This is a genomic window from Pedobacter frigiditerrae (genome assembly GCF_032678705.1).
Lineage (GTDB): Bacteria > Bacteroidota > Bacteroidia > Sphingobacteriales > Sphingobacteriaceae > Pedobacter > Pedobacter frigiditerrae_A.
The window spans coordinates 1,578,071-1,602,867 of sequence record NZ_JAVTSS010000002.1 but is presented as its reverse complement, the minus strand read 5'-3'; the positions used below and the strand labels follow the sequence as shown (position 1 = coordinate 1,602,867).

The following is a 24,797-nucleotide window of genomic DNA, read 5'->3' as shown; positions in this document are numbered from 1 at the left end:
GATGATTAAAGATTAAGCACAGCATTGAGCTGATCTGCCAATTGCCGCTCTTCGGCCCTAATTGTTACGTCTTTAAATTTGGATAGGCGCTTGCAAGCGGCAGTTAAAAAATCAGGATCGTTCAATACAAGCACACTGGCATCAGAAGTCTTAAACTCATACCTCCAATTAAGATATTCAGTGTAATTGCCGAAAACGACGAGCTTATTTTCCTGGCCCTGTATAAACGACATACCTTTGGGACCAAGACAGCTGGAGTAATTTCGTCCCCTGACTTCCCATCCACCGTTTTCGTTTTCCCATCCGGCAGCAAAAAAGTCTTTACGCTTTTTTTTTTCGTCTATTACATAATAATAGACCTCTTTTAGATGTCCGAAAGAAATTTCCCAAATTCCTTTGCTTTTGAGAAAATCTGAAATTTCCGAATTGCCTCCGAGTTGCCGGATTTCTCCAATATGATATTGTGGTATTTTAACAGCTCTTCGTTTTCGTGTATGCTGCTTATCTGCTCTGGCCTGTAAATCCTTGAACGGACCACAGAGCTGGCCGATTTTTTCCGACACCTCTAGCGGTGAAAGTTCGGCCCAAAAGGCCATACCAAAATCAAGTAGGTCACCGCTACGCTTGGTTAAACGGTCGAACCAAAGGCCGAGCTGGCTGTTTACGACCAGTGTCGGGACCTTTTCGAATTTATGTAGGACATTCTTGTACAAAAGTTCTTCACCCGAGCTTTTTGCTGGATGGTATCCCAGTCTCGACAAGAGTACACATAAGGTTGCCTGTTCTCCATTGGAACCGCGTTCTGTAATTTTAGTTACCATATTCGTATTTATTAAATGAAGATTTCAGAAGTGGCGCATGGTGTCTATTGATTTGCAGACTGCTGCTGCTTCCAACCGGTCTATTCGCCAACTGGCTGAATGGTTTCCATCCTTGCGGGGGGTAATCAGCCCGATAGCTATCCAGTGTTCTACGTTTTTTCGGCCATAAAGTCTAAAAGCTTCGGATTTTTTCAGGTAGGGTTTGATCTTGCCTGTTTTGGCCAACGCCATTTGTGCGCCCATTTCGGCTGCATCCTGCAAAAGCATTTGCAGCTGATAGCCGGATAGTTGGATATTGCTCATGAAAATATATTGTAAGAAAGTAATAGTGTAGTGGGTACAAGTGTCCTGGAACCGGCAATGGGCAACGAACCCATAGCAATCCGCTTTTGCCGGTTTATAATTTCGGGACTACCCACGTCGGTTCCTACGAACCGGGCTTTCGCCTGCCAATGCGCTTTCAGTTTCGGTGCTTGATCTTTTTGTCCACGCGGGCAAAATGCCAGTGTAACAATGGATACCTAACCCCACTTTCGCAGAATTTCCTGTTTACACAGGATAATGCTTCATCCCCATACGTCAAAGACCTAATGGAAATGATGGTTTACCGCTCTGCCACTGGCAGGTAGGTTTTCCGGTTACTGGATGCTGCAACAGCTTCCACTTTTTCCCGGTCTAGACATTTTGAAGGATTTTTACCGATGGTTGCAGATGGTTTTATTAAACCTTCGCTGATCCATCGGTCTACGCTGCCCCGTCCATAAAGGCGATAGGCTTCGGCCTTGCTGATCTGGTCCGCTAATTGACCACATTCTGCAAGGGCTTTTGTAGTGCCCATAGCGGTGGCGTTTTTTAAGAGGATTACCAGTTCTTTCAGCTTCATTTGCGTTCCTTAAAATGTTGTTTCTTTCATCATTTCCGAGACAAAGCAAAAAAAATGGGGTACGCCAAAACAGGGACAGGGGGAGACAAACGGTTGTCACCTAAGCTGATTGGGATTGAGATATTCTGAAAATCCGCAGAGGAAATCTGCACCAGAATGGGCAAGGGATATTATTTATAGTTTGAAAGGTTATGGTTCTCGTTGAGCCAATTTAACATTGCAATAAGTTGGGATTTTAGTTTTTGAGCTGTAGTGAACTCCACTTCAGTCGATTTTTTTCTCAGGCTATCTCCTGATATAAATTTCGTTTTGGAGGTGTAGAAATGTTCAGCGAAGAAATTAAACAGCCCGCCGATATTTTCTTTTTCAAAAAATCCTTTTTCCAGTTGAAGTCTAATGAATAGCGCTAATTGTGCAACAGGTAGATTAACCTTTAGTCGTTTTGCTGATTTCACCAATGGATCATCTTCTAATGCCAACCGTCTTAATTCCAATATCTGGACAGTATGCTTTTGCTTTTCGTCGAGATAAGCATAGAGCTGTTCTTTTATCGGTGACGCCCCTTTGAACATCCGAAGGTTTTCATTATCTGGTATTCCGTTCAGCTTATCTTTTTCTAAAATCAGCATTTCGAGCTGTTCATGGAGACCACCAATATCATCTAATTTTTGTTTGAGATGTGTAACGTAATAGAGATAAAATTCTGGGATATTAAATCCATTTTTGGTCAGCAAAACAAACATTAAATTTATATCCAGTTCATTAAGCAAATTTGTTTCATTCATTAAGCGAGTGCAATATGCTACGTTTGCTGGTGTTATTTCTTTTTTGTTTATCATAACCTGTATTGCTCTTTTTAATAAGTGCATAAGGTTATTTTCCAAGCCAGCCTGATCAAGATGGTTTGAAAACTCAATGAATTTGATTTTAAGGTCCATTTTAACCTTCGGAAGTGAATAGTGGGTTATTGGTACTTCCATATGTATTGGCGGTGATATTTTTTTTACTTCTTCAAGAACTTTTTCCAAACAACAAAGAAGACATATATAGAATGATTTTATTTTGGTTTTTGACACTGTTGTTTTCCAAGCCGGTTTACTGCGGTAAAGATAGCTGTGGATTGTATTACTGATGTTCACAAGCTGCCTAACACCATGCGCCGCATCCTTCTTTGAAAGTACCATCTGCTCAAACAGTAATTCTCTGAAGTTTATTAAACCAGAAACGAATGTCTGATGAAGAAAAGGGGTATAGCTATCTAATTCTGGGAGATTATTCATTAGTTCTGGCCGAATATTTTCTTCAACCCAAAGTATTAAACGAAAAGGTTTTACAATCATAATGTCCGATTAGGTGGGTTCTGTTTAGTTTTTTTCTGGCTAACTTTCATTCTACAATTACAGTTCAAAGAACTTTATTTCCCACCTAGGGAAAAAGTGGATGTATGAAACATCTACCCTTATTTAAAAACCTTATGCTTATATTTGCTACAATTAAAATATTGTATAGCGATAGCTATTTGACTTGTTCTAGAAACCCGCTAAATTTCAAAAGACAAACAAGGAAGAATAGACTGATCGTCTGCGCTAGAGCGCGGGCGCAGTTTGTCTTGTTTGTCGGGTTCTTAGCGGGACCTCTAGAGCGGATATGACTTGTGTCCCGCGCTATATCGTTTTAGAAAACCTGCATTTCGGGATGGCAGACATAAACCAATCTTATGAAGCAATCAGAAACGGTGGATATACTTGACCTACCAATTGCACAAAGCCCACTTAGTAATGAATTTAAGGCAGTAACGGAAATGCTAGGCTTCCATAATTTCTCAGACCTGCAACAACACCGGACGGTTCAACTGCAAAACCTTCCAGATTTTGACCAACATTTGATCTATGAGTATGTAGAGTTCATGGAAACAAACCAAATGGGACATTTGGTCGACCCATAAAAAAGGCCGAACAGAATAATCTGCCCGACCCCAACTATACTAAACTAATAACTTTATTATACCAAAAAACTGCGCAGGTCTTCCAGAACCGCAGCCACCATTGGTTCCAGAGGCTTGATTGCACAGATATCTTTGGTGTACATTTTTGATTTTACACTTGGCGCAGAAAGAACATCCTGACTCTTGGTGGAAAAATTACAGGCAATCTTTTCTGAAAAAACATCAAGATTGGGTTCATCATAAAATCCGTGCGCATACAGGGTCTTTTCAAACAATGCCAACTGCATCGCTGTCAATCTAGTTTTTAGTTTCAATGGATTTAGTTGAATATCCTGCGGCCTCTCGGTCAAGCCTTTAATAGTTGCATCTATCCATTTGGCCAAGGCTTCATCCACGGGTTTTCTATCCTGGTCAAATACCATTTTTGTATGTAGGTTGACCTGAAACACCTTAGTTCTTTCTGTTTTCAACAGCGATTTTGCTTCTGCTCCGCCAAGGCCATCCATCTTGGCAGAAAAGAGCTTGGTACAATAGTTCTCAAATCTAACATGGTTAAAACCCAGACCTATGAGCAAATGCATCAACTCGTAATTGTTCCGAGGAAGTTCTTCACCTGTTTCGTTAAACACCTTTTCATACTTCTTAAGGTACTTATAGTTGTGCCAGCGCATTTTTCCATCATGGGTAAATGTATCGAATGGTATTCCCATTACCAATAAAAGCTGTTCATCTATTCCTTTTTTCTGAAGCCAGTTCTTGAGAAACTGCCATTTTTCAATATAGATCAAGGACTGTTGCTTGCAGAAAAGTTTGGGTAGGCTTAAGGTGTCTGGCAATAATGGCTCGACCTGCGAAGTCAGGTGATCCATTAGGTTAAGTATTGCCTGTGCCACAATGTTCTCTTTTCTTTTTGGATCAAAATGGTTATCGCATATTTCACCCATCCGATACAGGTTGATCTGCAGGAAATTACTTATCTGCGTTTCATTGGACAGTTCCAATAATTGTTTCAGCAGAACTCGTTCCAAGCGTTTGAGTTCCTTTTCCAATTTATTCAATACAGTAGTGTCCCCTTGATCTTTAAGCAGGATTTCCGATAATTCTTCGAGTAGTTCAAATTCGTAATTCATCTTTTCGGTAGATTGTAATTTATCATTATGATCCTCCTGTGCATATTGCCATGACCATTCCACTATTTTTTCTATCGCCACCAGTACATCAGCTCTGTCTTTTTCGCTATTGAGATCGATGCCACAGACCACGCCATTGATCGCCTTGTTTTGCAGCACCATGAAATAGCTTCCTCCCAATATCAGCGCAATGATTGCCTTGAAATTCACTCCGCTTTCCCTGAAATAAGGTGTTGCCATTTTCAACAGTTTTTCTCCCTCAACCTCACGTTCATCGGAAATGCTCCTCATCAATGCGCTTGCCTCTGAAATCTGCCAATGGATGATCTTCTGCATTTCCTCACTTGCAGAGAACACCTTAAAGTTCTCCTGCATCAATCCGACAAACAATCCTTCAATTTCCTTGGCATCTGGATTGCCAGAAAACCGGAAACGCTCAAAAAATGGCTTCCAGTAATCCTTATCCTGTATATAGGTTTTCAGTAGTCCATTTAAACTTCCAAAATGGTAACGGATCAGGTTCTTATCCTTTCCAAGTAACCTTGCAATGTTGTTTGTCCTGATTGCACTAAAGCCCTGTTCGGTCAAGATTGTGCCTATTGCATCCAAAAATTTTCTTTTTGTTGCATCCGCATCTCTGATCTTATTTAGGCGTCTTTTTGTCAAACCGTTATTTTTCCAGATGTGTTTTTTTGATTACCCATTCCCAAGCATTAAGCACCTTGTCAAGCTGGGTATGCGTATGGGTTGCCATCACGCTCATCCGCACCCTGGCATCTTTTCTAGAAACTGCTGGATAATTGATCTGGTTGGCATAAATACCCGCTTCGAGTAACATCCCACAAATTTTTGCATTCAAACTGATGTCCCCAATCTTTACAGGGATGATCGCAGATTGTGATATCCCCGTATCCAGTCCCAATGATTCAAGCCCTGTTTTCAGGTATTCGATATTGTCCCATAGACGGTGCATCCATATCGGTTCTTCATCCACCAGATCAATTGCCTTTGAGATACATGCCGATGCAGGAGAAAGTGTTGCAGAAAAGATGTGTTGCCTTGCCTGAAACTTCAAAAAACCAACTAGTTCTGGACTGGCGACAAGGTAACCGCCAACATGCGCAAAGGTCTTACTGAACGTTCCTGTAATGATATCTACTTCCTTGTATAGATTATGCAGTTCAATTACGCCCCTTCCAGTTTCACCGATCACCCCAGTACCATGCGCATCATCGACAACCAGATATGCTCCGTAATGCTTGGTCAGCTGAATAATTCTATCGAGTGGCGCCAAATCTCCATCCTGGGAATAAACGCCATCAATGATTACCATTCGGGTTCGGTAGTTGTCCTTTGAGGTTTTAAGTATCCTTTCCAAAGCTTCCAAGTCATTGTGAAGAAAGGTCTTAACATTGGTATTTAGGCAACCTTCGTAAACACTTGCGTGAACAGCCATATCCAATATTGCAAGGTCTTCCTTTTTTAGCAAAGCCTGCAAAGAGGAACTATTCGCCGTATAACCCGTACTGAATACAATGGCACTATCCCTTTTGAAGAATTTAGCAATCTTGTTCTCAATTTCCTGATGGAATAGGTAATGGCCACCTATTGCAGGAGAAGCACCAGCTCCAGACCCATATTTTTCGATGGCCGCAATCGCAGCTGCCTTGACCTTTGGATGCTGTGTAAATCCGAGGTAATCGTTTGAAACCAAACTCACAAAATTGCGGTGAGGATTACTGGGCAGGTTGAGCTCTATTTCCGGTCCACAGCCAGAAAGGTTTTCCTGCCGATAATTGAACTGTCCGTTTTTGCTACGGTCAGTTACATACTCTCCCCAAAGTTTCGCCCATCCATAGGGATCCATTTCCTTAATGTTCTCGAAGTCTTTAAAACTTGCTTTTTCAAAATCAATGTTTTTCATGCTTATCTGTTTTTTTAAAGCAAGTTCGTTATGGTTTATACCCTAAGTGGGGAATTAAGGGCAAATGAGATATATTATTTCTAAAAGTTGATCAGTAGATAAAGATTAACATAAGGTTCTTAACCAAATTCGTCGTGCTAAGGAAAAATCTAATTATTATTACACTTTTTCATATATGGCAAGATTGTAGAAATCTAAAAAAAGGGGGCTTACCATCCAGCAGTTTCCCCTTTATCATTAACTATTATTTAACCTAATTTATTCTAATTACCATACCTGTTGAAATAATTTCCCAACGCCCAACTAAAAAGGCATTTCTCGTAACGAAACAAAATGTTACCCAAAATTCTTCAAACTCCATATATTGTGATTTTGCATATTTTTTTTGTAAGTCCATCGGCACCAACTTTGATTCTTGAATTCTTTGCATGAATAAAGGAAAATCACTTCCACTAACAGCAACTCGTAATATTTGTCGTGAAGTTTCATCAGCTTTGTAAGCTAAATGTCTTAAATGACTACAACTCGAACAACAGAAAACAAATAGACAAAGCAGTAGCTTTGCTACCCATAGACAGTTGCATAAAATCTCTTTCTTCATGTTAATTTAATTCTTCAAAAAAATGTTACCATTCGTCACTTCCGATACCGGTCTTGTTCAGGTTTTGCCCAATCCGGATAGTTTTCGTCTTTCAGATAATGGTCAAACCAAGCTTCGATGCGACGAGTTAAATCTACAGCATCTTCCTTCGCTGCCAAATCATGTCCACCATTAGTGTAAGCAAGTAGAATATGTGTTTTTCCAAGTCTTCGCAGTGCCATGTAGAATTCAAAACTTTGAGTAGGCAAAACCTGTGTATCTCGAAGCCCAGTCCATGACAATAATGGCGTTGTCACGTTTGCAGCATATATAACAGGTGAGTTCTTAAGGTAAATGTCTATATTTTCGTATGGCGACACCTTCATTCTTGCTTGGCCATATTCCATTTTGTAAAAATTTGGCCCGCCAATAGTTTCAGAAACTGCAAGGTAAGAACTCAAGAAATTAGTTGTAGCTGCGCCAGAGACGGCACAAGCAAACATTTTGCTTTGGGTGAGTATAAAATCTGTTTGAGAACCTCCAAAAGAATGTCCAATAAGACCGACTCTTTTTTCGTCTACGTTATATTTTTCCAAAACCACTTTCACAGCGGCTTCTACAGCATCCACAGCAGATAATCCAAAATTACCTATCTCATATGTAATATCTGGTAACAACACGAAATAGCCCTTTGAAGTCAGGTTGCCAATATTAAAGCCATCAAAGTTATAAAGATTTGGCAGGCGATAATAATGTGCCTGACTGGATTGTGTTTCGTAGATGTTGACTACCATTGGATAAAGTTTTCCTTTTTGGTAATCGGCGGGATAATACAAAATTCCCTTCAGGATTTGTCCCTTACTGTTCTGATAGGTGATCATTTCCCTTTTTGTCCACATAAATTTATCTTGATGGGTGTTACTGCGAAGCAAGACAGTTTCTTCAGTCCTGATAGATTTAACTTTAATTTGCCATGGCAAATCTGTATCTTCTTCCATCCAAGCAATAACGTTATTTTTACTTCTTAGGACAGTGCTTACCCTTTTGTCGGTATAACAGATTTCCGACAGCCCCTTTTTAACATCCCATAAAAATATACCGTTATAAAAATGATCTAAACTGCGTGCTTTTAGTAAAAGTCCCTCATTCAGGTCAAAAACTCCATTAGTTTCAGCCCAACTTTCAGTAAATCCTCTCTGACTACTTTTTTCAGATATGATCCGATAAACAATCCCTTTTTCACGCCCTTTGGTTAGCCGCTGAGCTTCAGTACCATCGGACGAAACCTTCCAGATATCATATTGGTCATAAATCAACAGATAACCATCGCCGGTTGTCCACCCAGGGTTTCCATAACAATCGTCTCCATCTTCTTTATCCGTATCAATTCGAAGCGAATAGGGAATGTTTTTGTTAACCAGTGTATGTATACCTGTAGATATATCGTAAACATACCAGTTCCCACCGGTGAAATAGGATATAAACTTGCCTCCAGGAGAAGCCAATAAATTAGTTGTACTGTAGATGTGTTTTTTGAGCAATAGTTTCCTCTTTCCAGTGGCAAGCTCTGTGATATAAATATCCCTATCGCCTACAGCTTTACTATGCGGTGAGTAGTCTCCTGGGTTAAAGGTTAATGCATAAGTTCCATTACCAACTGCAGCACCATGTGGTAATTTGATATCTGTAAATTGCAGAAAACGTCCTGTTTCTGGCTCCCATAATGCATGCTTGTCTATCGAAGTCCATTCATGAATATTTATTGCTTCAGGGTAAATCTTTTTATCGGCAGCATTCCAAACTTGAACTTGATCACTTTTATGGCTTGCATCAAGAATTTTGCGTTGTCGAATTCTGAAGAATACTTTTTTATTGTCTTTCGAAAATTTAATTTCCCTGCGAAGTGTGATGTTCATTGTTTCGGGAAAAATACCCTTATCTGCTGTAGAAAAACTACGAATATTGTTCTTTTTTGCGTCATAATAATACAATTTGGATTCTACCTCATCATAATGCATGAATGCCAATGCGCTTCCATCATTAGACCATTTCAATCGTTGAAAGGGGCCACCATCAGTTTCTATAATTTGCTTCCTTTCTACAATATTCTCAACATCCACGAGTAGCACAGTACTTTTCTTTCCATCGCTAATAGAAATAGCTATCTTTTTTCCATCGGGACAGGTTGCATACTCAATTAAGTTATCTTCCGTATGCAGTAATCTCCCTTCTAAATTATAGATTGAGAAAGGACTACTTTCTTTTGAATTACGAATGCCAATGATATTAGGACCGAAAACCTCAAAACTTTTGATGTTTTTCAACACTTGTTCTTTACCATTGTTCAAAGCTAAGGAATGTACAACACCATCACCTGTGAGACATACAAAATGATTGTCCGAAACAAATTCCCCCTTGCTACCCTGAGCGAAAGAATATACTTTGCCAGTCTTTCTATGTTGCACAAACAGTGAGTCGACTACATCATAATATTTGGTATAACTGGTCCAATCCCCATTACTCGAAATTGCTTCTGCTTCAAGATAACTCCATAAGGGATAATCCTTTTCAGTAACGAGTTTTTTAACGGTCATTTGACCTCTTGTAGAAGAGGTTATTAGCGTAAAAAAAAGCATTAGTAGATATAGTAAACACTTCCCATCAGAAAAGTATCTGTTGATATACGAATATAATATTTTCATTAATAACCGAGATTTTGAGGTGCGATATTTGGGTTTAAATTGATTTCCCCTTGTGGGATTGGTAAAAGTTTGTCAGTAGATTGCCAAGAAGCTTTACTAACTGATAAAGCTGCATCTATAGCATTGAAGCGTTTGAGATCTATAAAACGATGTCCAAATTCGGTAAACAATTCTACTCGTCTTTCTCTCAATATCGCCTCTAGAATGTCGACCTTCGTAACGGCAGAAGTATTCGCAAGTCCAGCAGTATTTCTAATCTTATTCAAGTCATCAGCTGCACCACCCAACTCTCCTTGTTGTGCTCTGGCTTCAGCACGGATAAGATACATCTCAGCTAAGCGCAATACGATAGTAAATTCAGTTTGTGGTGTATTACTACCTGTTTTTTTGTACTTAAACGAATGATACCAGGTGCTAGCCCCACTACTTCTTGAACGAAGCCACTTAACCTTTCTTTGATCCCCATTTTCGAAAGCATTTACAAGACTGGTTGTAAGTGCAACTACCGAGGGTGGACCTGAATTAAAAATAAACGTTGTTCCGTCATCAGTGTTCCTTGTTGCTGATCTAGGGGCATATTGCCAAATTGTCGTTGTGCTTTCTTTCAGGAATACGTTGTTAAGTTCGGTAACCCAAACGAATGTTGCCGTATTGTTCAATACCTCAGAAGCGTTACTAACCGCTTTCGCCCAATCACCTTTATAAAGATACACCCTTGCTAACAATGCTTTAGCGGCATAAAAGTTTGGGTGTACTCTTGTGGGATTTAGGTATTCTTTTGGCAATAGTATACTTGCTGCCTCAAGGTCTTCAATAATCTTTGTATACACTTCCATGGTCGGAATCCTCCGAACATTACTATTGAAACTATAATCTGTTCCTGTCAAATAGGGTATCTCACCCCAAAGTTGAGATAAATATAAATGTAAAAATGCTCGAAGAAACTTCGCTTCACCAGTAAGCTGATCTTTGTCTATTTGTAATAATTTTCTTGAGGCCGAAACTCCTTCGATTACAGCATTAGCTGCATAAATCTGACTGTAACAACTATTCCACCATGTTGCAATCGTTCCGTGGGTTGGTATAATAGTATTGTTATAAAAATTTGCAGATGCCTGTGCACTGTTTCCATACCATGTCAGTTCATCGGCATAAAGACCTATCTCCCTGGTCATGCCATTAGTTTTACCCGTTAGCATTCCATTATCGCGTATCTCGGCGAAAATATTGGCAAGTGCAGCATATGCAGTATTTTTTTCTTCATATACTGATTTTGCGTTGAGTTCCGCAAAGGGCATATCAACCTCAGTAAATTTTTCACAACCGTGAAATACAATTGTCAAAAAAAAGAAAGTCAAGATGGTGAAAAATCTATATATCCTATTGTAATTGTCATGATAGTGATTAAAAAGCTTATTATTTTTCATTTCTTTTGCATTTAAGTTAAAAATCGAACTGTAACCCTGCAGTGATCATCCGAAGGGGAGGTAAGTAGCCTATTCCAGCAAACTCAGGATCCGAGCCTTTGAATGGGGTTATGGTTAAAAGATTTTGGCCTTGAAGGGTAGCTTTGCACCCTATTTTTTTAAGCCATCTTTCTGGAAATTCGTAACTGAGAGCTACGTTCTTTAATTTGATATAGGATGCATCCGTAATCCCAGCGTCACTAGCAGCATATCTGTATAATGCGTTCTCAGCGTCCCCATTTGCTCCTGAGGTATAAATTTGAGAAACACCTGACTTTTCTGGAGATTGCCAATGGTCTAATACCGCCACAGACTGGTTAATCATCGTACCCGCTATGGCAAGTGTTCTAGGAATGTCGTAATTTTGCTGCTTTACAAATTGGAATAGAAAATCCAACTGCCATCTTTTATAACGTAAATGGTTATGCAATCCCCCAAAAAATCTAGGACTTAAATCTTTTACGGTCTGCATGTCTTCAGCTTCCGTAAACTGACCATCGCTATTTACATCAATAAAAGTATAGATACCTGTTGTCGGATTGATGCCATCATATAGGTATGTCTTCACAATGTTGAGTGGTTGACCGATGACATACTTATCTCGGTAAGTTGAGCTTTCCAGATTAGGAAATGATAATAGTTTGTTTTTTGAAGCAGAGAAATTAATGGTCGTGTTCCACTCAAAGTCTTTACGTTCAATATTCTTGGTCATTAAGGTAAGCTCAACCCCGGTATTTTGAACTGTAGCATCTAGATTTGCTCGTATCTCTGTAAATCCAGTCGTTCCCGGAAGTGGTACACCTACCAATTGATTGGATGACCTATTTCGATACCAAGCAGTAGTTAGGAATATTTTATCTTTCAAAAAGCCTGTTTCAAGGGCAACTTCCAGTTTCTTGTTGGTTTCCCATCTAAACTGGTCGTTATAGAGCCGTGTCGGTTTCAAGCCTATAACATCAGCATATGTGGCACTTGAGGCTGTATAAGTGTTTAGAAATTGATAGTTCCCAATCTGATCATTGCCAGTAGTCCCGTAACTTGCCCTAAGCTTTCCAAAACTGAAAACTGAATTATCCTTTAGCAATTTTTCCTCCGAAAATAGCCAGGCTGCCCCCACAGCTCCAAACCATGCAAAATTCTTGCCGGACCCAAAACGACTTGAGCCATCTCTTCTTCCTGTCAAATTCAATAAATAGCGTTCTTTCCAGTTGAAATTTGCACGAGCAAACACCGATTGATATTTATAAACTGAATCATCAAAGCCTAGTATAGAAAGGTCTGTTGCGGCGGACGGATTGTAAATCATACTATTGCTCGAGTAGCCGCTACCTTCGGTAGACATTGATTTGTTGTTTTGTCTTTGGTAGGTAGCTCCAATAAGCAAATCTGTCTTTAAAGATCCGAACATAGATCTCCAATTCAGTTGTGGTTCAATAATCCAGGACTGCCTTGCCATATCAGTATAATAGATACGAGAATTTTTACTATCCAGCCCTTCGGATGGATTGAATATAGTAGATGGAAAAGTACTGCTTTCACCATGTTTAAGGTCGGTATAACCAAAACTGCTTTTTATGTCAAGACCTTTAGCTAAGCTATAGGAAAAAATACTATTAGCTACTAGATCATACGTTCTAGACTTAGACAAACCATTAAGATGCCTTAATGGATTTTGAAAAGTATTGTTCTCCCAATTCAGTTCTCCGTTAGCATTATAAAGAGACGGTGCATTAGGAGCCAAAGCCCAGGCTTCAACCGTAAGATCAGTTGAAGCCTGGTTATTATCCTGAATATTATAAACACTGGTAAAACTCACCTTAAAACGCTGATCTTGGGATGTGTGATTAAGATTTACTCTTACATTAGCTTTGTTATAACCGAAGTCTCCTGGCATCACGGTAGTTTCCCGATTATAATTACTAATAATCATAAATTGCGTCTGTTCTGAACCTCCCGAAACAGAGGCATTGATATTTGTAATCTTTGCAGTACCCCCTAATAATTCTTTCTGCCAGTTAGTGTACTGGCCTTTATCCCATGTTCCATTAATATCATAGGCATTTGCGGGGTACTGTGCAATGCCATCATTGGCGAATCCCTCTGCACGCATTGATAAGTACTGTTGGGTATTCATCATCTTCATAAAGTGGGCGACGCTACCTAATCCTTGTGATAGTGAAGTGTTAAAACGGGTCTTGCCCTTCTTGCCCTTTTTGGTAGAGATCAGTACCACTCCATTTGCACCACGGGAACCATAGATTGCTGTAGCATCGGCATCTTTAAGCACTTCCAAGCTTTCAATATCTCCTGGGTTTATATTATTGAGCGGATTTGTATTCATCGACATGATCGACATTGATAACCCGTTTCCTATTTCTTCGCTGGAATAAGGTACTCCGTCAATAATATACAAAGGTGAATTCCCATCTCTTCGTACACTATTTTGTCCTCGTATCTGGATATTGAAACCACCGCCGGCTGTACCAGTTTGCTGTATTATATTTACCCCCGCCATTCTTCCCTGCATTGTTGCTAGAAAGTTTGTGACGGGTTGCTTTTCAATGTCTTTAGAAGTTATTCTTGAAATACTCCCAGTCAATTCACGCTCTTTAACTGTATAATATCCAGCATTAACCGTTACTTCATCCAATTTTCCAACAGCTAACGCCATTATTAAACTTCCTAAATCTTTGGAAGCCTTTACTTCTTTAATCTGGTATCCTAAATAAGAGATTTGTAATACAGCATCATCTGAAATATTTTTTAGGGAGAAAAAGCCATTGGCGTCAGAAATAGCGGTTATAGAAGTTCCCTTGACTTTAATTGTAGCTCCAGCAATGGGCTGAGCGTTTTCGTCAACCAGTTTTCCTGTGACATCTAATGGAGGACTATTTATTTTTGCTTGTTCAGATTTCTTATTGACCACAATAATCATCTTATCCTCCATCGAGTAAGTGAACGGCTGATTTTCAAAACATTTATTTAACACATTAATCAAATCATCACCATTAACCAAAATAGTCACTGGTTTTGCGATCTTGATCTGGTCTTTGTTAATCACGAAATCATATCCGCTCTGTTTCCTTAGCTCTTTAAAGATTTCGGTAAGTGGTGCATTCTTTTTTGACAAAGAGATTTTTTGAGCATTTGCGGCAAGAGAAACTTGCATAAATGCAATCAATAACATTAAGCATGTCAGATTTATCCTCATAAGCCATTTTCTGATATTGGGATTCCATGCAATCTGCCACAAACTGGTTGCGGACTTTCGGATATAGCTGGTTACACCATACCCATTTGTATAGTAAAATTTATACATTTGTTTGTTTAGTTTAGTTGTTGAAATTGTGTTAGTAGCATTATTTATCCGATTAGCTAGACTTTTTGATCGGGGGCGCTTCCAACGCCTCCGTTCTTGTTCTGGCTAACCTCAAAGGTTTCTAAGGCATAACCAAAACCCTCCTTCCCTCAACTTTAAAATGGATTCCCTGATTGATCTGTAGCGCTTTCAAAACATGCGACAATTTCTTGGTTCGGGAAATTGTACTTACTACACCAGAAGAATTTATATTTCCTTGATACTCGATCTCTACATCATACCATCTGGCAACCTGACGCATTACGGCTTTAAGATCCTCGCCAACAAAAACGAAATCACCATTTTTCCAGCTCATAGCCTGATCGACATCTGCATCACCAACTTTGATGTCACCACCCTTTAATGTTGCCTGTTGGCCTGGCTTTAATATTTTTGAATTTTTACTTTTTAGATTGGAGACATTTACCGAACCTTCGAGCAGGGTTGTCCTAACTTCCGGTTCATCCGCATAACTGTTGATGTTGAAATGTGTACCCAATACCTTCACTTCCTGCTGCGCAGTCTTAACGATAAAAGGATGCTGTTTATCCTTTGCAACCTGAAAATAGGCTTCTCCCAAAAGCTCTACTCTTCTTTCTGTAAGCAATGCAAAAGAAGATGGATATTTTAGTGACGATGCGGCATTCATCCAAACATGCGTTCCATCTGGAAGTGCGATTTCATATCGACCGCCATTTGGCGTTTCGATTGTGTTGTATTCTAACTTGGATGAAGCAACTGAATTATTTTCAGCAATTACGTACACCAATTGTCCATCTGCAGTTTTGGTAATCTTTACATTAGCTTGTTCTGCAATAGTACCGTTGCTCGCACCTGTAAGTGCGATGCGTTTTCCATTGCCAAGGGTCAAATAAGCCTTATTGCCAGCAGGATCAATATCTGCTAACTCAACATTTGCTTGTTCAACCTTATCAGGAGATTTAGAATTATAAAAATATAGGCTTAACCCAAGAACGGCAAAAAAAGAAGCAGCGACTGCAACCCTCGGCCAAAGCTTAGATCCTTTCTTTTCTTCTGCACCAATAATGTGCATAAAGTTCTGATCAAGTTTTGCTAGATTTTCTTCTAGGCCCTGATAGTTCTTATTAGACCTGACTTCGCTGATGTACCAACTTTCCAGCATAGCCTGTTCCTCTAAGGATAGCGTTCCGTTGTTATAACGTTCGATCAGTGATTTTACATCTAGGTTTTCCATACGCAGTAAAGGAAATTAATCCCCCTTTAAAACGTCAGACAGATGAAGGTGCAAAATGGAGTAGAAAAATTTTAAAAAAAATAAAATAGCAGGATAGAAAGGTTAATCTTTAACCTTAAGATGCGCACAGCATTACCAACTTGCTTCTTAACCGTGGTATCGGAAATACCCAAGACCTCGCCGATTTCCTTGTGTGAAAGGTCTGTATTGCGGCTGAGCAGAAATACCTCACGCATTTTTTTTGGAAGTGCGTCAATCTCTTTTTCGATAATTTGGTTCAGTTCTTTTTCCCTGATCAAGTTGTCGGTAAAAAACTCACCCTTTTCAAAAAAGCTTTGGATGGATTTGGCGTAGCGGTCTGTAACATTTTGGTGGGCGATTAAATTAAATACCCTGTTTCTTACTGCTCCATAAAGATAATTGTCGATTGAGGTGGTGGGACTAAAGCTCAATCGTTTTTCCCAAAGATTGGTAAAGACTTCTTGAACGATATCCGTGGCATGGTCTCCATCCTTGATTGTCCTTAATGCATGAAGGTAAAGTGATGCTTTGAATTTGTTGTAGATGAAAGCAAACGTACCTTGATCTCCATCCCTTAAAAGGGATGCCAATTCCTGGTCGGTATGTTTGTTATAGTCTGGCATTTCACTAACTGTCCCCTCTAATTTACTAAAAATCAGGGTCAATATTAAAAAATATTTATCTATTAATTCCCCACTGCTGAAATTTTTCAGTAAAAAGAAAGCGGAAATAGTTTTTATGGACTATTCCCGCTTATCTAAATTAACGCTCTCGTATATAAATACGCTATATAATTACATTTATTGCTCAAGCTCAAATTTTATTGTCAAGAATCCGCCACTTTTGGTTCTACTTTAAAAAAGTTAAATAGTTCGACAAATAAAAGTTCAGTTCAAATAAATATTAAGCTTTTTTATAAAAGCTATTTTCTCGCAATTCTATATAAAAAAAGCATCCAAAGAACGAAAGCCACAATAAAAGCGGGAAGTGGATTTTTCATAGTTGTACCAGCTAGAAATGCTCCCGTTCCAATAATGCAAGTCAGAAAAAATAGAATAAGATTTTTCATGATGTTTAAAATTAAGATTTTCAATTATTAACTAAATCTATACGGCTAAGAAATAATGCCAGGCAAGTGCTATTTAAACTGTTTCCCCTTCATTAGTTTAAAAGACCGATAACCTTTTTCTGCAGTTCATCAACGATACTCCAATCTTTATCTACATAGATGTCCGTTGTTTTTCGTCCATGATCCACGTGGTTCAATGCAAGCGCCACATCATCTTTACTCATTCGACATTTATTTCTAGCCAGATTACCGACGGTATGTCTCGCCCAATAATAAGTGATGCCATCAACTGAAACCAGTTTGCAGACCTCTTTCATTCCGCTACTTAATGCTTTATTTAACCCACCGATAGTGCTATATCTTTGAGAAAGATTATTCATATATTTCTTTAGCAATGGCTTGGCCTCTTTAACGATTTTTATGCTTATAAAGGCATTATCTTTTCGTTTGTCCTTCGTTTTTGATCGGTTGTATTCCAGCCTACCCTGAACAATATTTGTTTCATTTATTTGAAATAGGTCTACAGCATTTACCCCACACATATAAAATGACAGCATAAAAAGATCTCTAGCAAGCTCTGCTCTACTATTACATTTAGGAGTACAATCCCTAATATCCTTAATCGTTTTCACTTGGGTGTTTCTCTTTTTTGTTTGTGGTGCATCAACAATCTTGAACTCTTCAAAGGGATAATGTTCAATCCTTATTATTCCCAAACTTTTTCTATTGTATCTTTTGCGTGCATGATTAAAAAGCCCACGCAAATCACGCATATAATTGTGGACGCTGGAATCTGTCAATGCTTTTTGCACAGTAGTGATTGGATCATTAAATTGATTTAATCTTTTAATAATCCGCTCAGTTCGGAGAAACCTTTCCCAGTCGTAAAGCATGTCTAAATTAATCTCGTCAACAAGCACTTTTTCCCTTTTGAAAAAATCAACTATGCTATTCTTAACTGTATTGAAATTGGCTGCACTCTTATCTTTTTTTCCGTCTTTAAGCTCTTTAACATATTCATTACAGAATTTAATGAAGTCGATATCTTCATCATGGTTGGTTAAATAATTTTTGAGCTCGTCGGGGTTAAATAATTTTAATCTAGTGCCTAAATTGCTAATTGCGATTCGATAATCCTCAAGTTCATTATTCAACAATTTCTTGATAAAGGGATCTTTGATTAGATACTCTGTTTTGTTTTTTGGATGTTTTTTTACTTGTTTTTCAGACACAAAGTGCTCTGTGTCTAAAAATCTAACCTGGGTTTTGTGAAACACTCTGATCTTCACATTCCAAGTGCCATCATTTTTGTAATGGTGTGCAAACACTTTTGCTTCTACAGTTGCCATTTTTCTTGTAGGTTTAATGGGTTTAAGGATGCCGGAAGCCCTACATAACTGGATTTTTCTGTAACGATTTTTGTAACGATTTTTCGAGAAGTTTAACATTTTTTGGTGTAAAACTTGACGAATAACAGCAATTGAGAAACTGTTCGAGTGGGTAGGAGAATTCCTATATGCAAACAAAAACCCCATCCTATTGCTAGAAATGGGGTTTTTTGCGATTTTCGGACTTGAAAATCTGAGCTCCCTCTGCTGGGCTCGAACCAGCGACCCTCTGATTAACAGTCAGATGCTCTAACCAGCTGAGCTAAGAAGGAGTACTGGTTTATTCCTAAAACGGCTTTGGATTAATGTGCAGCACATAAAGCCTTGTTCGTTTTGGGAATGCAATATTAGGGCTTTTAAATTATTTATGCAATATTTGCAGTGAAAAAAATTAAAAAAAATTTAACAAAAATCATATGAGCCTGATAATCATAGGTACTGTGGCTTTCGACGCCATTGAAACTCCCTTCGGAAAAACAGATAAAATAGTAGGTGGAGCTGCAACTTACGCAAGTTTAGCTGCTTCTTACTTCTATAACAAAACAAAAATTGTGGCTGTTGTGGGTGATGATTTCAAAAAAGAAGACATCGCTTTATTAGAAAATCATGGGGTAGATACTGAAGGTTTACAAATTAAGGCAGGCGAAAAATCGTTCTTTTGGAGCGGAAAATATCATAACGATATGAATAGTCGCGATACTTTGGTTACCGAATTAAATGTATTGGAGCATTTCGACCCAATTATTCCAGAAAGCTACCAAGACTGCGAATATTTAATGTTAGGCAACTTAACCCCTCAAATACAACGTACCGTTATCGAAAGGTTAAATAAACGTCCAAAGTTAATTGTTTTAGACACGATGAACTTCTGGATGGACATCATGATGGACGATTTATTGGAGACCATTAAATTAGTAGATGTATTAACCATTAACGACTCTGAAGCTCGCCAGTTATCTGGAGAATACTCATTGGTTAAAGCAGCTAATAAAATCCTAACAATGGGACCAAAGTATCTTATCATCAAAAAAGGTGAGCATGGCGCTTTGTTATTCCACGAGGATAAAATTTTCTCAGCTCCTGCTCTTCCATTAGCTGATGTTTTTGACCCAACTGGCGCAGGTGATACTTTTGCTGGAGGTTTTATTGGTTATTTGGCACAAGTTGGCACTGTGAACTTTAACAATATGAAAAATGCATTAATTTATGGTTCTGCTTTAGCATCATTCTGTGTAGAGAAATTCGGAACAGAAAGATTATTAGAACTAGATAAAGAAGCAATCGCTGCTCGTTTACAGGAGTTTGTAAGCTTGAGTAGTTTTGAGATCACACAAGACTAAAACTAAAAACATATAAGTATAAAAGCAGGCTACGCCTGCTTTTATTGTTTTAACGCATTCTCTAGTATAGAATTATACAAAAATACTCAAGTCATAAAAGAAAATATAGCTTAATCCAATAATAATACACTCTGGGTTTATGGTTAGTATGCAACTAAAATGTTAGCTACAAACTTTGTTAAATGAAACGCATTTAGCTACATTTAGTAAACCTTAAAACAAACTCAATTGAAACGTAGAGACTTTATTTATTTAACTGGCGCAGGGGCAGCGGCTGCCATGCTTCCGGCTATTCCCATTTTTGGACATGACATATCTCAAGAACGGGCACTCGAATATGTAGACCCCGCAGCCAAAAAAATCCTGTCAGACATTGCTCTAAATGCTGCTCGCTCTAAAGGAGCTACTTATACTGATGTTCGTGTTGGTAGATACCTAAACCAATATGTGGTTACACGTGAAGATAAGGTAGAAAATATAGTAAATACTGAATCTTATGGTATTGGCATCAGGGTAATTGCAAATGGAAGCTGGGGCTTTGCTGCAACCGACAAAATGGATAAAGACAGCATTGCAAAAGCGGCTGAACTAGCCGTATCCATCGCCAAGGAAAATGCTCGTTTACAAAGCGAACCCGTGCAATTGGCTCCCCAAAAAGGATTCGGCGATGTAACCTGGAAAGCTCCTATCGAGAAAAATGCATTTGAAGTGCCAATTAAAGAAAAGGTAGACTTACTTTTATCAGTAAATGATGCTGCCATAAAGGGTGGTGCCGATTATATCAATTCCATTTTGTTCATGGTTAATGAGCAAAAATACTTCGCATCATCTGAAGGATCATATATCGACCAAGATATTCATCGCATTTGGCCAACTTTCTTTATTACAAAAATTGATAAAACAACAGGGAAGTTTGAAACAAGGAATGCCTTAAGCGCCCCTTCTGGCAAAGGTTATGAGTATTTGGAAGCAAGACCTCAAGATAAAATAAAAACCGCATCAGGCACGCTTTACAAAGGCCGATACGATATGCTCGAAGATGCCAAGCAGGCAGCCATCCAAGTAGGCGAAAAAATGAAGGCAAAATCTGTTGAAGCCGGCAAATATGACTTAGTACTAGACCCCTCACATTTGGGCTTAACTATCCATGAATCATGCGGTCACCCGACCGAGCTGGATAGGGTTTTAGGCTACGAAGCTAATTTTGCAGGCACTAGTTTCCTCACCTTAGACAAATGGCAATCTAAAAAATTCCAATATGGCAGCAAGGAGGTTAACATTACTGCCGACAAAACTGAAGTAGGGTCTTTAGGCGCCGTAGGTTATGATGATGAAGGCGTGAAATGTGGCAAGTGGGATGTTATAAAAGAAGGTGTTTTAGTTAATTATCAAGCCATAAGAGATCAGGCTCATATTGTTGGATTAGATCATTCACAAGGATGTTGTTATGCCGATAACTGGAGTAGTGTACAATTTCAGCGGATGGCAAATATCTCTTTACAACCTGGTAAAAAACCTTTGAGCATTGCAGACCAAATTAAAAACGTAGCAAAAGGCATTTATATAGTTGGCGAGGGTTCATTCTCTATTGACCAGCAACGTTACAATTTCCAATTTGGCGGTCAGCTTTTTTATGAGATCAAGGAAGGTAAAATTATAGGTATGCTTAAAGATGTAGCCTACCAGGCCAACACTCAAGAGTTTTGGAATTCTTGCGTAGCCATTTGCGATGAAAGCGATTATCGTTTAGGTGGAACGTTCTTTGATGGCAAAGGTCAACCAAGCCAATCAAGTGCAGTATCTCATGGGTCTGCTACTACTCGTTTTAATAATGTTAATGTAATCAACACTGCTAGAAAAATCTGATAGAAATTATGCCAATATTAACTAAAGAACAAGCTAGAGCTCTTTTAACTAAAGTGCTTAGCTACTCAAAAGCAGAACAATGTGAATTAAACCTATCAGGTTCTGACAGCGGCAACGTGAGATATGCCAGAAACTCTGTTTCTACAAGTGGTGGAATTAGCACCAATAGCTTGGTTGTTTCTTCTGCATTTGGAAAAAGATTAGGCGTTGCCACGATTAACGAATTCGACGATGCTTCATTAGAAAAAGTAGTTCGCAGAGCTGAAGAATTGGCGCACCTAGCGCCAGAAAATCCAGAGTTTATGCCATTTTTAAGCCAACAGCAATATGGTCCTGACTCGCCCACCTTTTCTGAAGCAACTGCTTCAATGGGTGCCAAAGAAAGGGCAGATGCTGTACAAGCAAGCTTAACTCAAGCAAAAGATAATAAGCTAGCTGCAGCCGGTTTTCTTTCCAACAGCGCCGGATTTTCAGCAATGATGAATAGCAAAGGTTTATTTGCTTATAATAAATCAACCGATGTTGCTTTTAACATCACCGTAAGAACAGATGATGGAAAGGGCTCCGGATATGCAACTAAAGGATATAATGATTTTAAAAAGTTAAATACCAAAACAGATACAGCAATAGCTTGTAAAAAAGCATTATCTTCTGTTGCAGCTAAAGCCATTGAACCAGGAAAGTATACAGTTATTTTAGAGCCTACAGCAGTTGCAGTAATGTTAGAAAATCTATTTTTTAGTTTAGATGCAAGGCAAGCAGATGAAGGAAGAAGCTTCATGAGCAAACCAGGCGGCAAAACAAAAGTAGGAGAACAACTGCTTGATGAGCGTGTAAATATTTACTCTGACCCTTGGAATACTGAACTACCAACTTCCACTTGGGCTGGAGATGGGCGTGCCCAAAACAAGGTAAACTGGATTGAAAAAGGGGTCGTTAAAAACTTATACACTTCTCGCTATTGGGCAGAGAAAACAGGAATTAAATCTATTCCAAGTCCAGATGGTGCTATCATGATGGGCGGAGCCAAATCATTGGAAGAGCTAATTAAGGGAACTGAAAAAGGAATATTAGTAACGCGATTATGGTATATCCGTCCGGTTGACCCTCAAACTTTATTATTAACAGGCCTAACTAGGGATGGTACTTTTTATATCGAAAAAGGAGAGATTAAATTCCCGATAAAAAACTTCCGCTTTAATGAAAGCCCAGTGATCATGCTAAACAATTTAGAAGAAATGGGTAAGTCGGAAAGAACGGTTAGCGCAGAATCAAATGCAAGTTATTTATTGCCACCGTTAAAAATTAAGGACTTTACGTTTACTTCGCTATCTGATGCCGTATAATTGAATAAGCCTTGTCAACTTAATGGTTACCTATAAGTTGGCAAGGCTTTTTAGTATCATAGCGATCTAGCGAAGCTCTTTTCGTATAATTTGAAACTTACTTAAGAACACCAATTACCTCAAACTTTTCAAAAACCGTTTCAGTATGTGGTGCATCAGGTAATTCATCAGTTAAATCTTGGCCTGCCCAATGCTCATAATGTTTACCATTTTTCCATAATCGGCTGCTGCCAACATCATAAATATTTCCTTTATAAGCAACCCAAATTTCAGGCTTATCTTGTCCGTTACGAAGGGCGAGTTGTTGTTTGCTATAAGTTGGCAAATCCATTAGACAGCCTTTCTAGATTTAAAAAATTCCAATAAGTAAACACCTAATAAAAGCATCCCCATTGTAAAAAAGTAATTTTCTAACGGGATTTTGAACAAATCGAATCCTAAATTTTCGGCTGCATTATAAGTTGTTATGGGCAAATTACAAATAACTCCATAGCAGCTATAGAATAGAATTAACGAGGCCACGAATGCCCTATAAAATTTATACATGAACCTTAAGGTATTGATGTATTCTACACCAATTAAAAGCATCATCAAAAATGCAAATGTGATAGCTGGATACCATTTAGTGTAGGCAAAAAACAACATAGCTATACAAACTCCCATTAAAGCATGGCTTAAGGCTAAACTATATTTTTGTAGGTCGTTTTTAGGAAACTTAGCATTTAAGTAATTGTAAATTCCTAATCCAGTAAAGCTGAAAGTAAAAATGAAAAGATATTCTTCCAAAGGAAGTTCTCTGTAATATACACCAACCAAGTAAGCTGGATTAAATTCCCAAACTTTTAATCCAGTGAAAAAAACAGCAATCTCAGAGAAGATAACAGTTACTATTAGTGAAGGAACGATTAGAGAACGAATATTTTTAATTGGAAATACTTTTTTATCTAATGCGAGTGCAAATGGAATCAGGAATAAAAATAAATTGAGGTATAAAAAAGTGTTGGCCATTCGAAATCTTTTAATTCAGATTTTCAAAAGTAATGATTTGCCTTCGTTTAAAAAGCCACAAAATAAAAAGGTTCCCTAATCTGCGACTAGAGAACCTTTTCGGTATATGTTTTTCAGGTTTTATTATGCTTCTGTAGATGCAAGGTCCTTTGCATAAGTTTTTAAATATTTTTTAAGTATGCCACGAGCTACGTGGATACGAGTTTTTACTGTTCCAATTGGAATATCTAATTCTTCGGCAATTTCATGATATTTAAATCCCTCAAAATATTTGATAAACGGTACGTAATATTCTGGCTGTAAAGTAGCTAGGGCTTTATGGATATCTCCCAAAACAAATTTACTTTCAACATCATTACGAGTTGCACTGTAATGCAAGTTAGCTGAAGAAATATCTTCGCTTTGCGTAATTAATGTATTAGTTTTTACCATACGTCTGTAGTTATTGATAAACGTATTACGCATGATAGTAAATAACCAGCCTTTTAGGTTTGTACCTTCCTTAAACTTGCTGTAGTATGTTACAGCTTTTAGCATGGTATCCTGTACCAAATCATTGGCGTCTTCTACGTCTTTAGTAAAATTTAAAGCGAATGACTGTAATGAACCAGAATAGTCGTGCAATTGGTGGTTAAATTGTAGCTGTGTCATAGTTTTTAGTTTTAAGTTTTAAAAAAGAAACAGAAACTTTTATTTGGCTCGAAGTAACTGTTATATCTGATTAGACTTATACA

General features: G+C 38.4%; 20 protein-coding genes and 1 tRNA gene. 4 read left to right on the top strand and 17 right to left on the bottom strand.

Features of this window, described 5'->3' with window-relative positions:
• Positions 1–5: 5 nt before the first annotated feature.
• The 4 genes from R2Q59_RS17540 to R2Q59_RS17525 form a co-directional block, all read right to left on the bottom strand.
• Positions 6–821 carry a hypothetical protein gene (locus tag R2Q59_RS17540; RefSeq protein WP_316786577.1) on the bottom strand — a complete coding sequence of 272 codons (816 nt, stop codon included), beginning with the start codon at positions 819–821 and terminating at the stop codon, positions 6–8.
• A 24-nt stretch (positions 822–845) separates the two neighbouring features.
• Positions 846–1,124 carry a hypothetical protein gene (locus R2Q59_RS17535; protein ID WP_316786575.1) on the bottom strand — a complete coding sequence of 93 codons (279 nt, stop codon included), beginning with the start codon at positions 1,122–1,124 and terminating at the stop codon, positions 846–848.
• Positions 1,125–1,425: 301 nt separating this feature from the next.
• The gene (locus R2Q59_RS17530; protein ID WP_316786573.1) at positions 1,426–1,704 is read right to left on the bottom strand and encodes a hypothetical protein; all 279 of its coding nucleotides are present in this window, start codon (positions 1,702–1,704) and stop codon (positions 1,426–1,428) included.
• Between the two features lie 170 nt (positions 1,705–1,874).
• Positions 1,875–3,044: a hypothetical protein gene (locus R2Q59_RS17525; RefSeq protein WP_316786571.1), complete on the bottom strand. Its 1,170-nt coding sequence runs from the start codon at positions 3,042–3,044 to the stop codon at positions 1,875–1,877.
• A 377-nt stretch (positions 3,045–3,421) separates the two neighbouring features.
• On the opposite strand from R2Q59_RS17525, the gene R2Q59_RS17520 reads away from it, so the two are divergent.
• The gene (locus R2Q59_RS17520) at positions 3,422–3,649 is read left to right on the top strand and encodes a hypothetical protein (RefSeq protein ID WP_316786569.1); all 228 of its coding nucleotides are present in this window, start codon (positions 3,422–3,424) and stop codon (positions 3,647–3,649) included.
• 56 nt (positions 3,650–3,705) lie between these two features.
• Here the strand turns inward: R2Q59_RS17520 and R2Q59_RS17515 are convergent, their stop codons facing one another.
• The 10 genes from R2Q59_RS17515 to R2Q59_RS17470 all read right to left on the bottom strand — a co-directional run bounded on the left by R2Q59_RS17515 (position 3,706) and on the right by R2Q59_RS17470 (position 18,775).
• The gene (locus R2Q59_RS17515) at positions 3,706–5,445 is read right to left on the bottom strand and encodes a TetR/AcrR family transcriptional regulator (protein ID WP_316786568.1); all 1,740 of its coding nucleotides are present in this window, start codon (positions 5,443–5,445) and stop codon (positions 3,706–3,708) included.
• A gap of 4 nt (positions 5,446–5,449) precedes the next feature.
• A complete protein-coding gene (locus R2Q59_RS17510; protein WP_316786566.1) occupies positions 5,450–6,703 on the bottom strand; it encodes an aminotransferase class I/II-fold pyridoxal phosphate-dependent enzyme in 1,254 nt (417 codons plus the stop codon).
• Positions 6,704–6,956: 253 nt separating this feature from the next.
• Entirely contained in the window at positions 6,957–7,304 is a 348-nt protein-coding gene (locus R2Q59_RS17505; protein WP_316786565.1) for a hypothetical protein, read from the bottom strand.
• 35 nt (positions 7,305–7,339) lie between these two features.
• On the bottom strand, positions 7,340–9,877 hold the full coding sequence (locus R2Q59_RS17500; protein WP_316786564.1) for a prolyl oligopeptidase family serine peptidase: 2,538 nt from the start codon (positions 9,875–9,877) through the stop codon (positions 7,340–7,342).
• Positions 9,878–9,984: 107 nt separating this feature from the next.
• Positions 9,985–11,328: a RagB/SusD family nutrient uptake outer membrane protein gene (locus R2Q59_RS17495; protein WP_316786563.1), complete on the bottom strand. Its 1,344-nt coding sequence runs from the start codon at positions 11,326–11,328 to the stop codon at positions 9,985–9,987.
• Between the two features lie 100 nt (positions 11,329–11,428).
• Positions 11,429–14,770 (bottom strand): SusC/RagA family TonB-linked outer membrane protein, encoded by a 3,342-nt coding sequence (locus R2Q59_RS17490; protein WP_316786560.1) that lies wholly within the window; start codon positions 14,768–14,770, stop codon positions 11,429–11,431.
• A gap of 121 nt (positions 14,771–14,891) precedes the next feature.
• On the bottom strand, positions 14,892–16,025 hold the full coding sequence (locus R2Q59_RS17485; RefSeq protein ID WP_316786559.1) for a FecR family protein: 1,134 nt from the start codon (positions 16,023–16,025) through the stop codon (positions 14,892–14,894).
• Between the two features lie 71 nt (positions 16,026–16,096).
• Positions 16,097–16,711, bottom strand: coding sequence for an RNA polymerase sigma-70 factor (locus tag R2Q59_RS17480; protein ID WP_316786557.1), 615 nt, complete (start codon positions 16,709–16,711; stop codon positions 16,097–16,099).
• Positions 16,712–17,207: 496 nt separating this feature from the next.
• Complete coding sequence (locus R2Q59_RS17475; protein ID WP_316786556.1) at positions 17,208–18,464, bottom strand: phage integrase SAM-like domain-containing protein; 1,257 nt, start codon at positions 18,462–18,464, stop codon at positions 17,208–17,210.
• Between the two features lie 237 nt (positions 18,465–18,701).
• Positions 18,702–18,775: transfer RNA gene (locus R2Q59_RS17470), tRNA-Asn, on the bottom strand.
• A gap of 144 nt (positions 18,776–18,919) precedes the next feature.
• On the opposite strand from R2Q59_RS17470, the gene R2Q59_RS17465 reads away from it, so the two are divergent.
• From R2Q59_RS17465 to R2Q59_RS17455, 3 genes are all read left to right on the top strand, one after another.
• On the top strand, positions 18,920–19,843 hold the full coding sequence (locus tag R2Q59_RS17465; protein WP_316786555.1) for a PfkB family carbohydrate kinase: 924 nt from the start codon (positions 18,920–18,922) through the stop codon (positions 19,841–19,843).
• Between the two features lie 228 nt (positions 19,844–20,071).
• Positions 20,072–21,709, top strand: coding sequence for a TldD/PmbA family protein (locus R2Q59_RS17460; RefSeq protein WP_316786553.1), 1,638 nt, complete (start codon positions 20,072–20,074; stop codon positions 21,707–21,709).
• A gap of 8 nt (positions 21,710–21,717) precedes the next feature.
• Complete coding sequence (locus R2Q59_RS17455) at positions 21,718–23,055, top strand: TldD/PmbA family protein (protein WP_316786551.1); 1,338 nt, start codon at positions 21,718–21,720, stop codon at positions 23,053–23,055.
• A gap of 97 nt (positions 23,056–23,152) precedes the next feature.
• Here R2Q59_RS17455 and R2Q59_RS17450 read toward each other — a convergent pair whose 3' ends face one another.
• From R2Q59_RS17450 to R2Q59_RS17440, 3 genes are all read right to left on the bottom strand, one after another.
• A complete protein-coding gene (locus R2Q59_RS17450; RefSeq protein ID WP_316771342.1) occupies positions 23,153–23,386 on the bottom strand; it encodes a cytochrome b5 domain-containing protein in 234 nt (77 codons plus the stop codon).
• Positions 23,386–24,063 (bottom strand): lycopene cyclase domain-containing protein, encoded by a 678-nt coding sequence (locus R2Q59_RS17445; protein WP_316771340.1) that lies wholly within the window; start codon positions 24,061–24,063, stop codon positions 23,386–23,388. The genes R2Q59_RS17450 and R2Q59_RS17445 overlap by 1 nt, the downstream gene beginning before the upstream one ends.
• A gap of 123 nt (positions 24,064–24,186) precedes the next feature.
• Entirely contained in the window at positions 24,187–24,714 is a 528-nt protein-coding gene (locus R2Q59_RS17440) for an RNA polymerase sigma factor (RefSeq protein WP_131554874.1), read from the bottom strand.
• Positions 24,715–24,797: the final 83 nt, after the last annotated feature.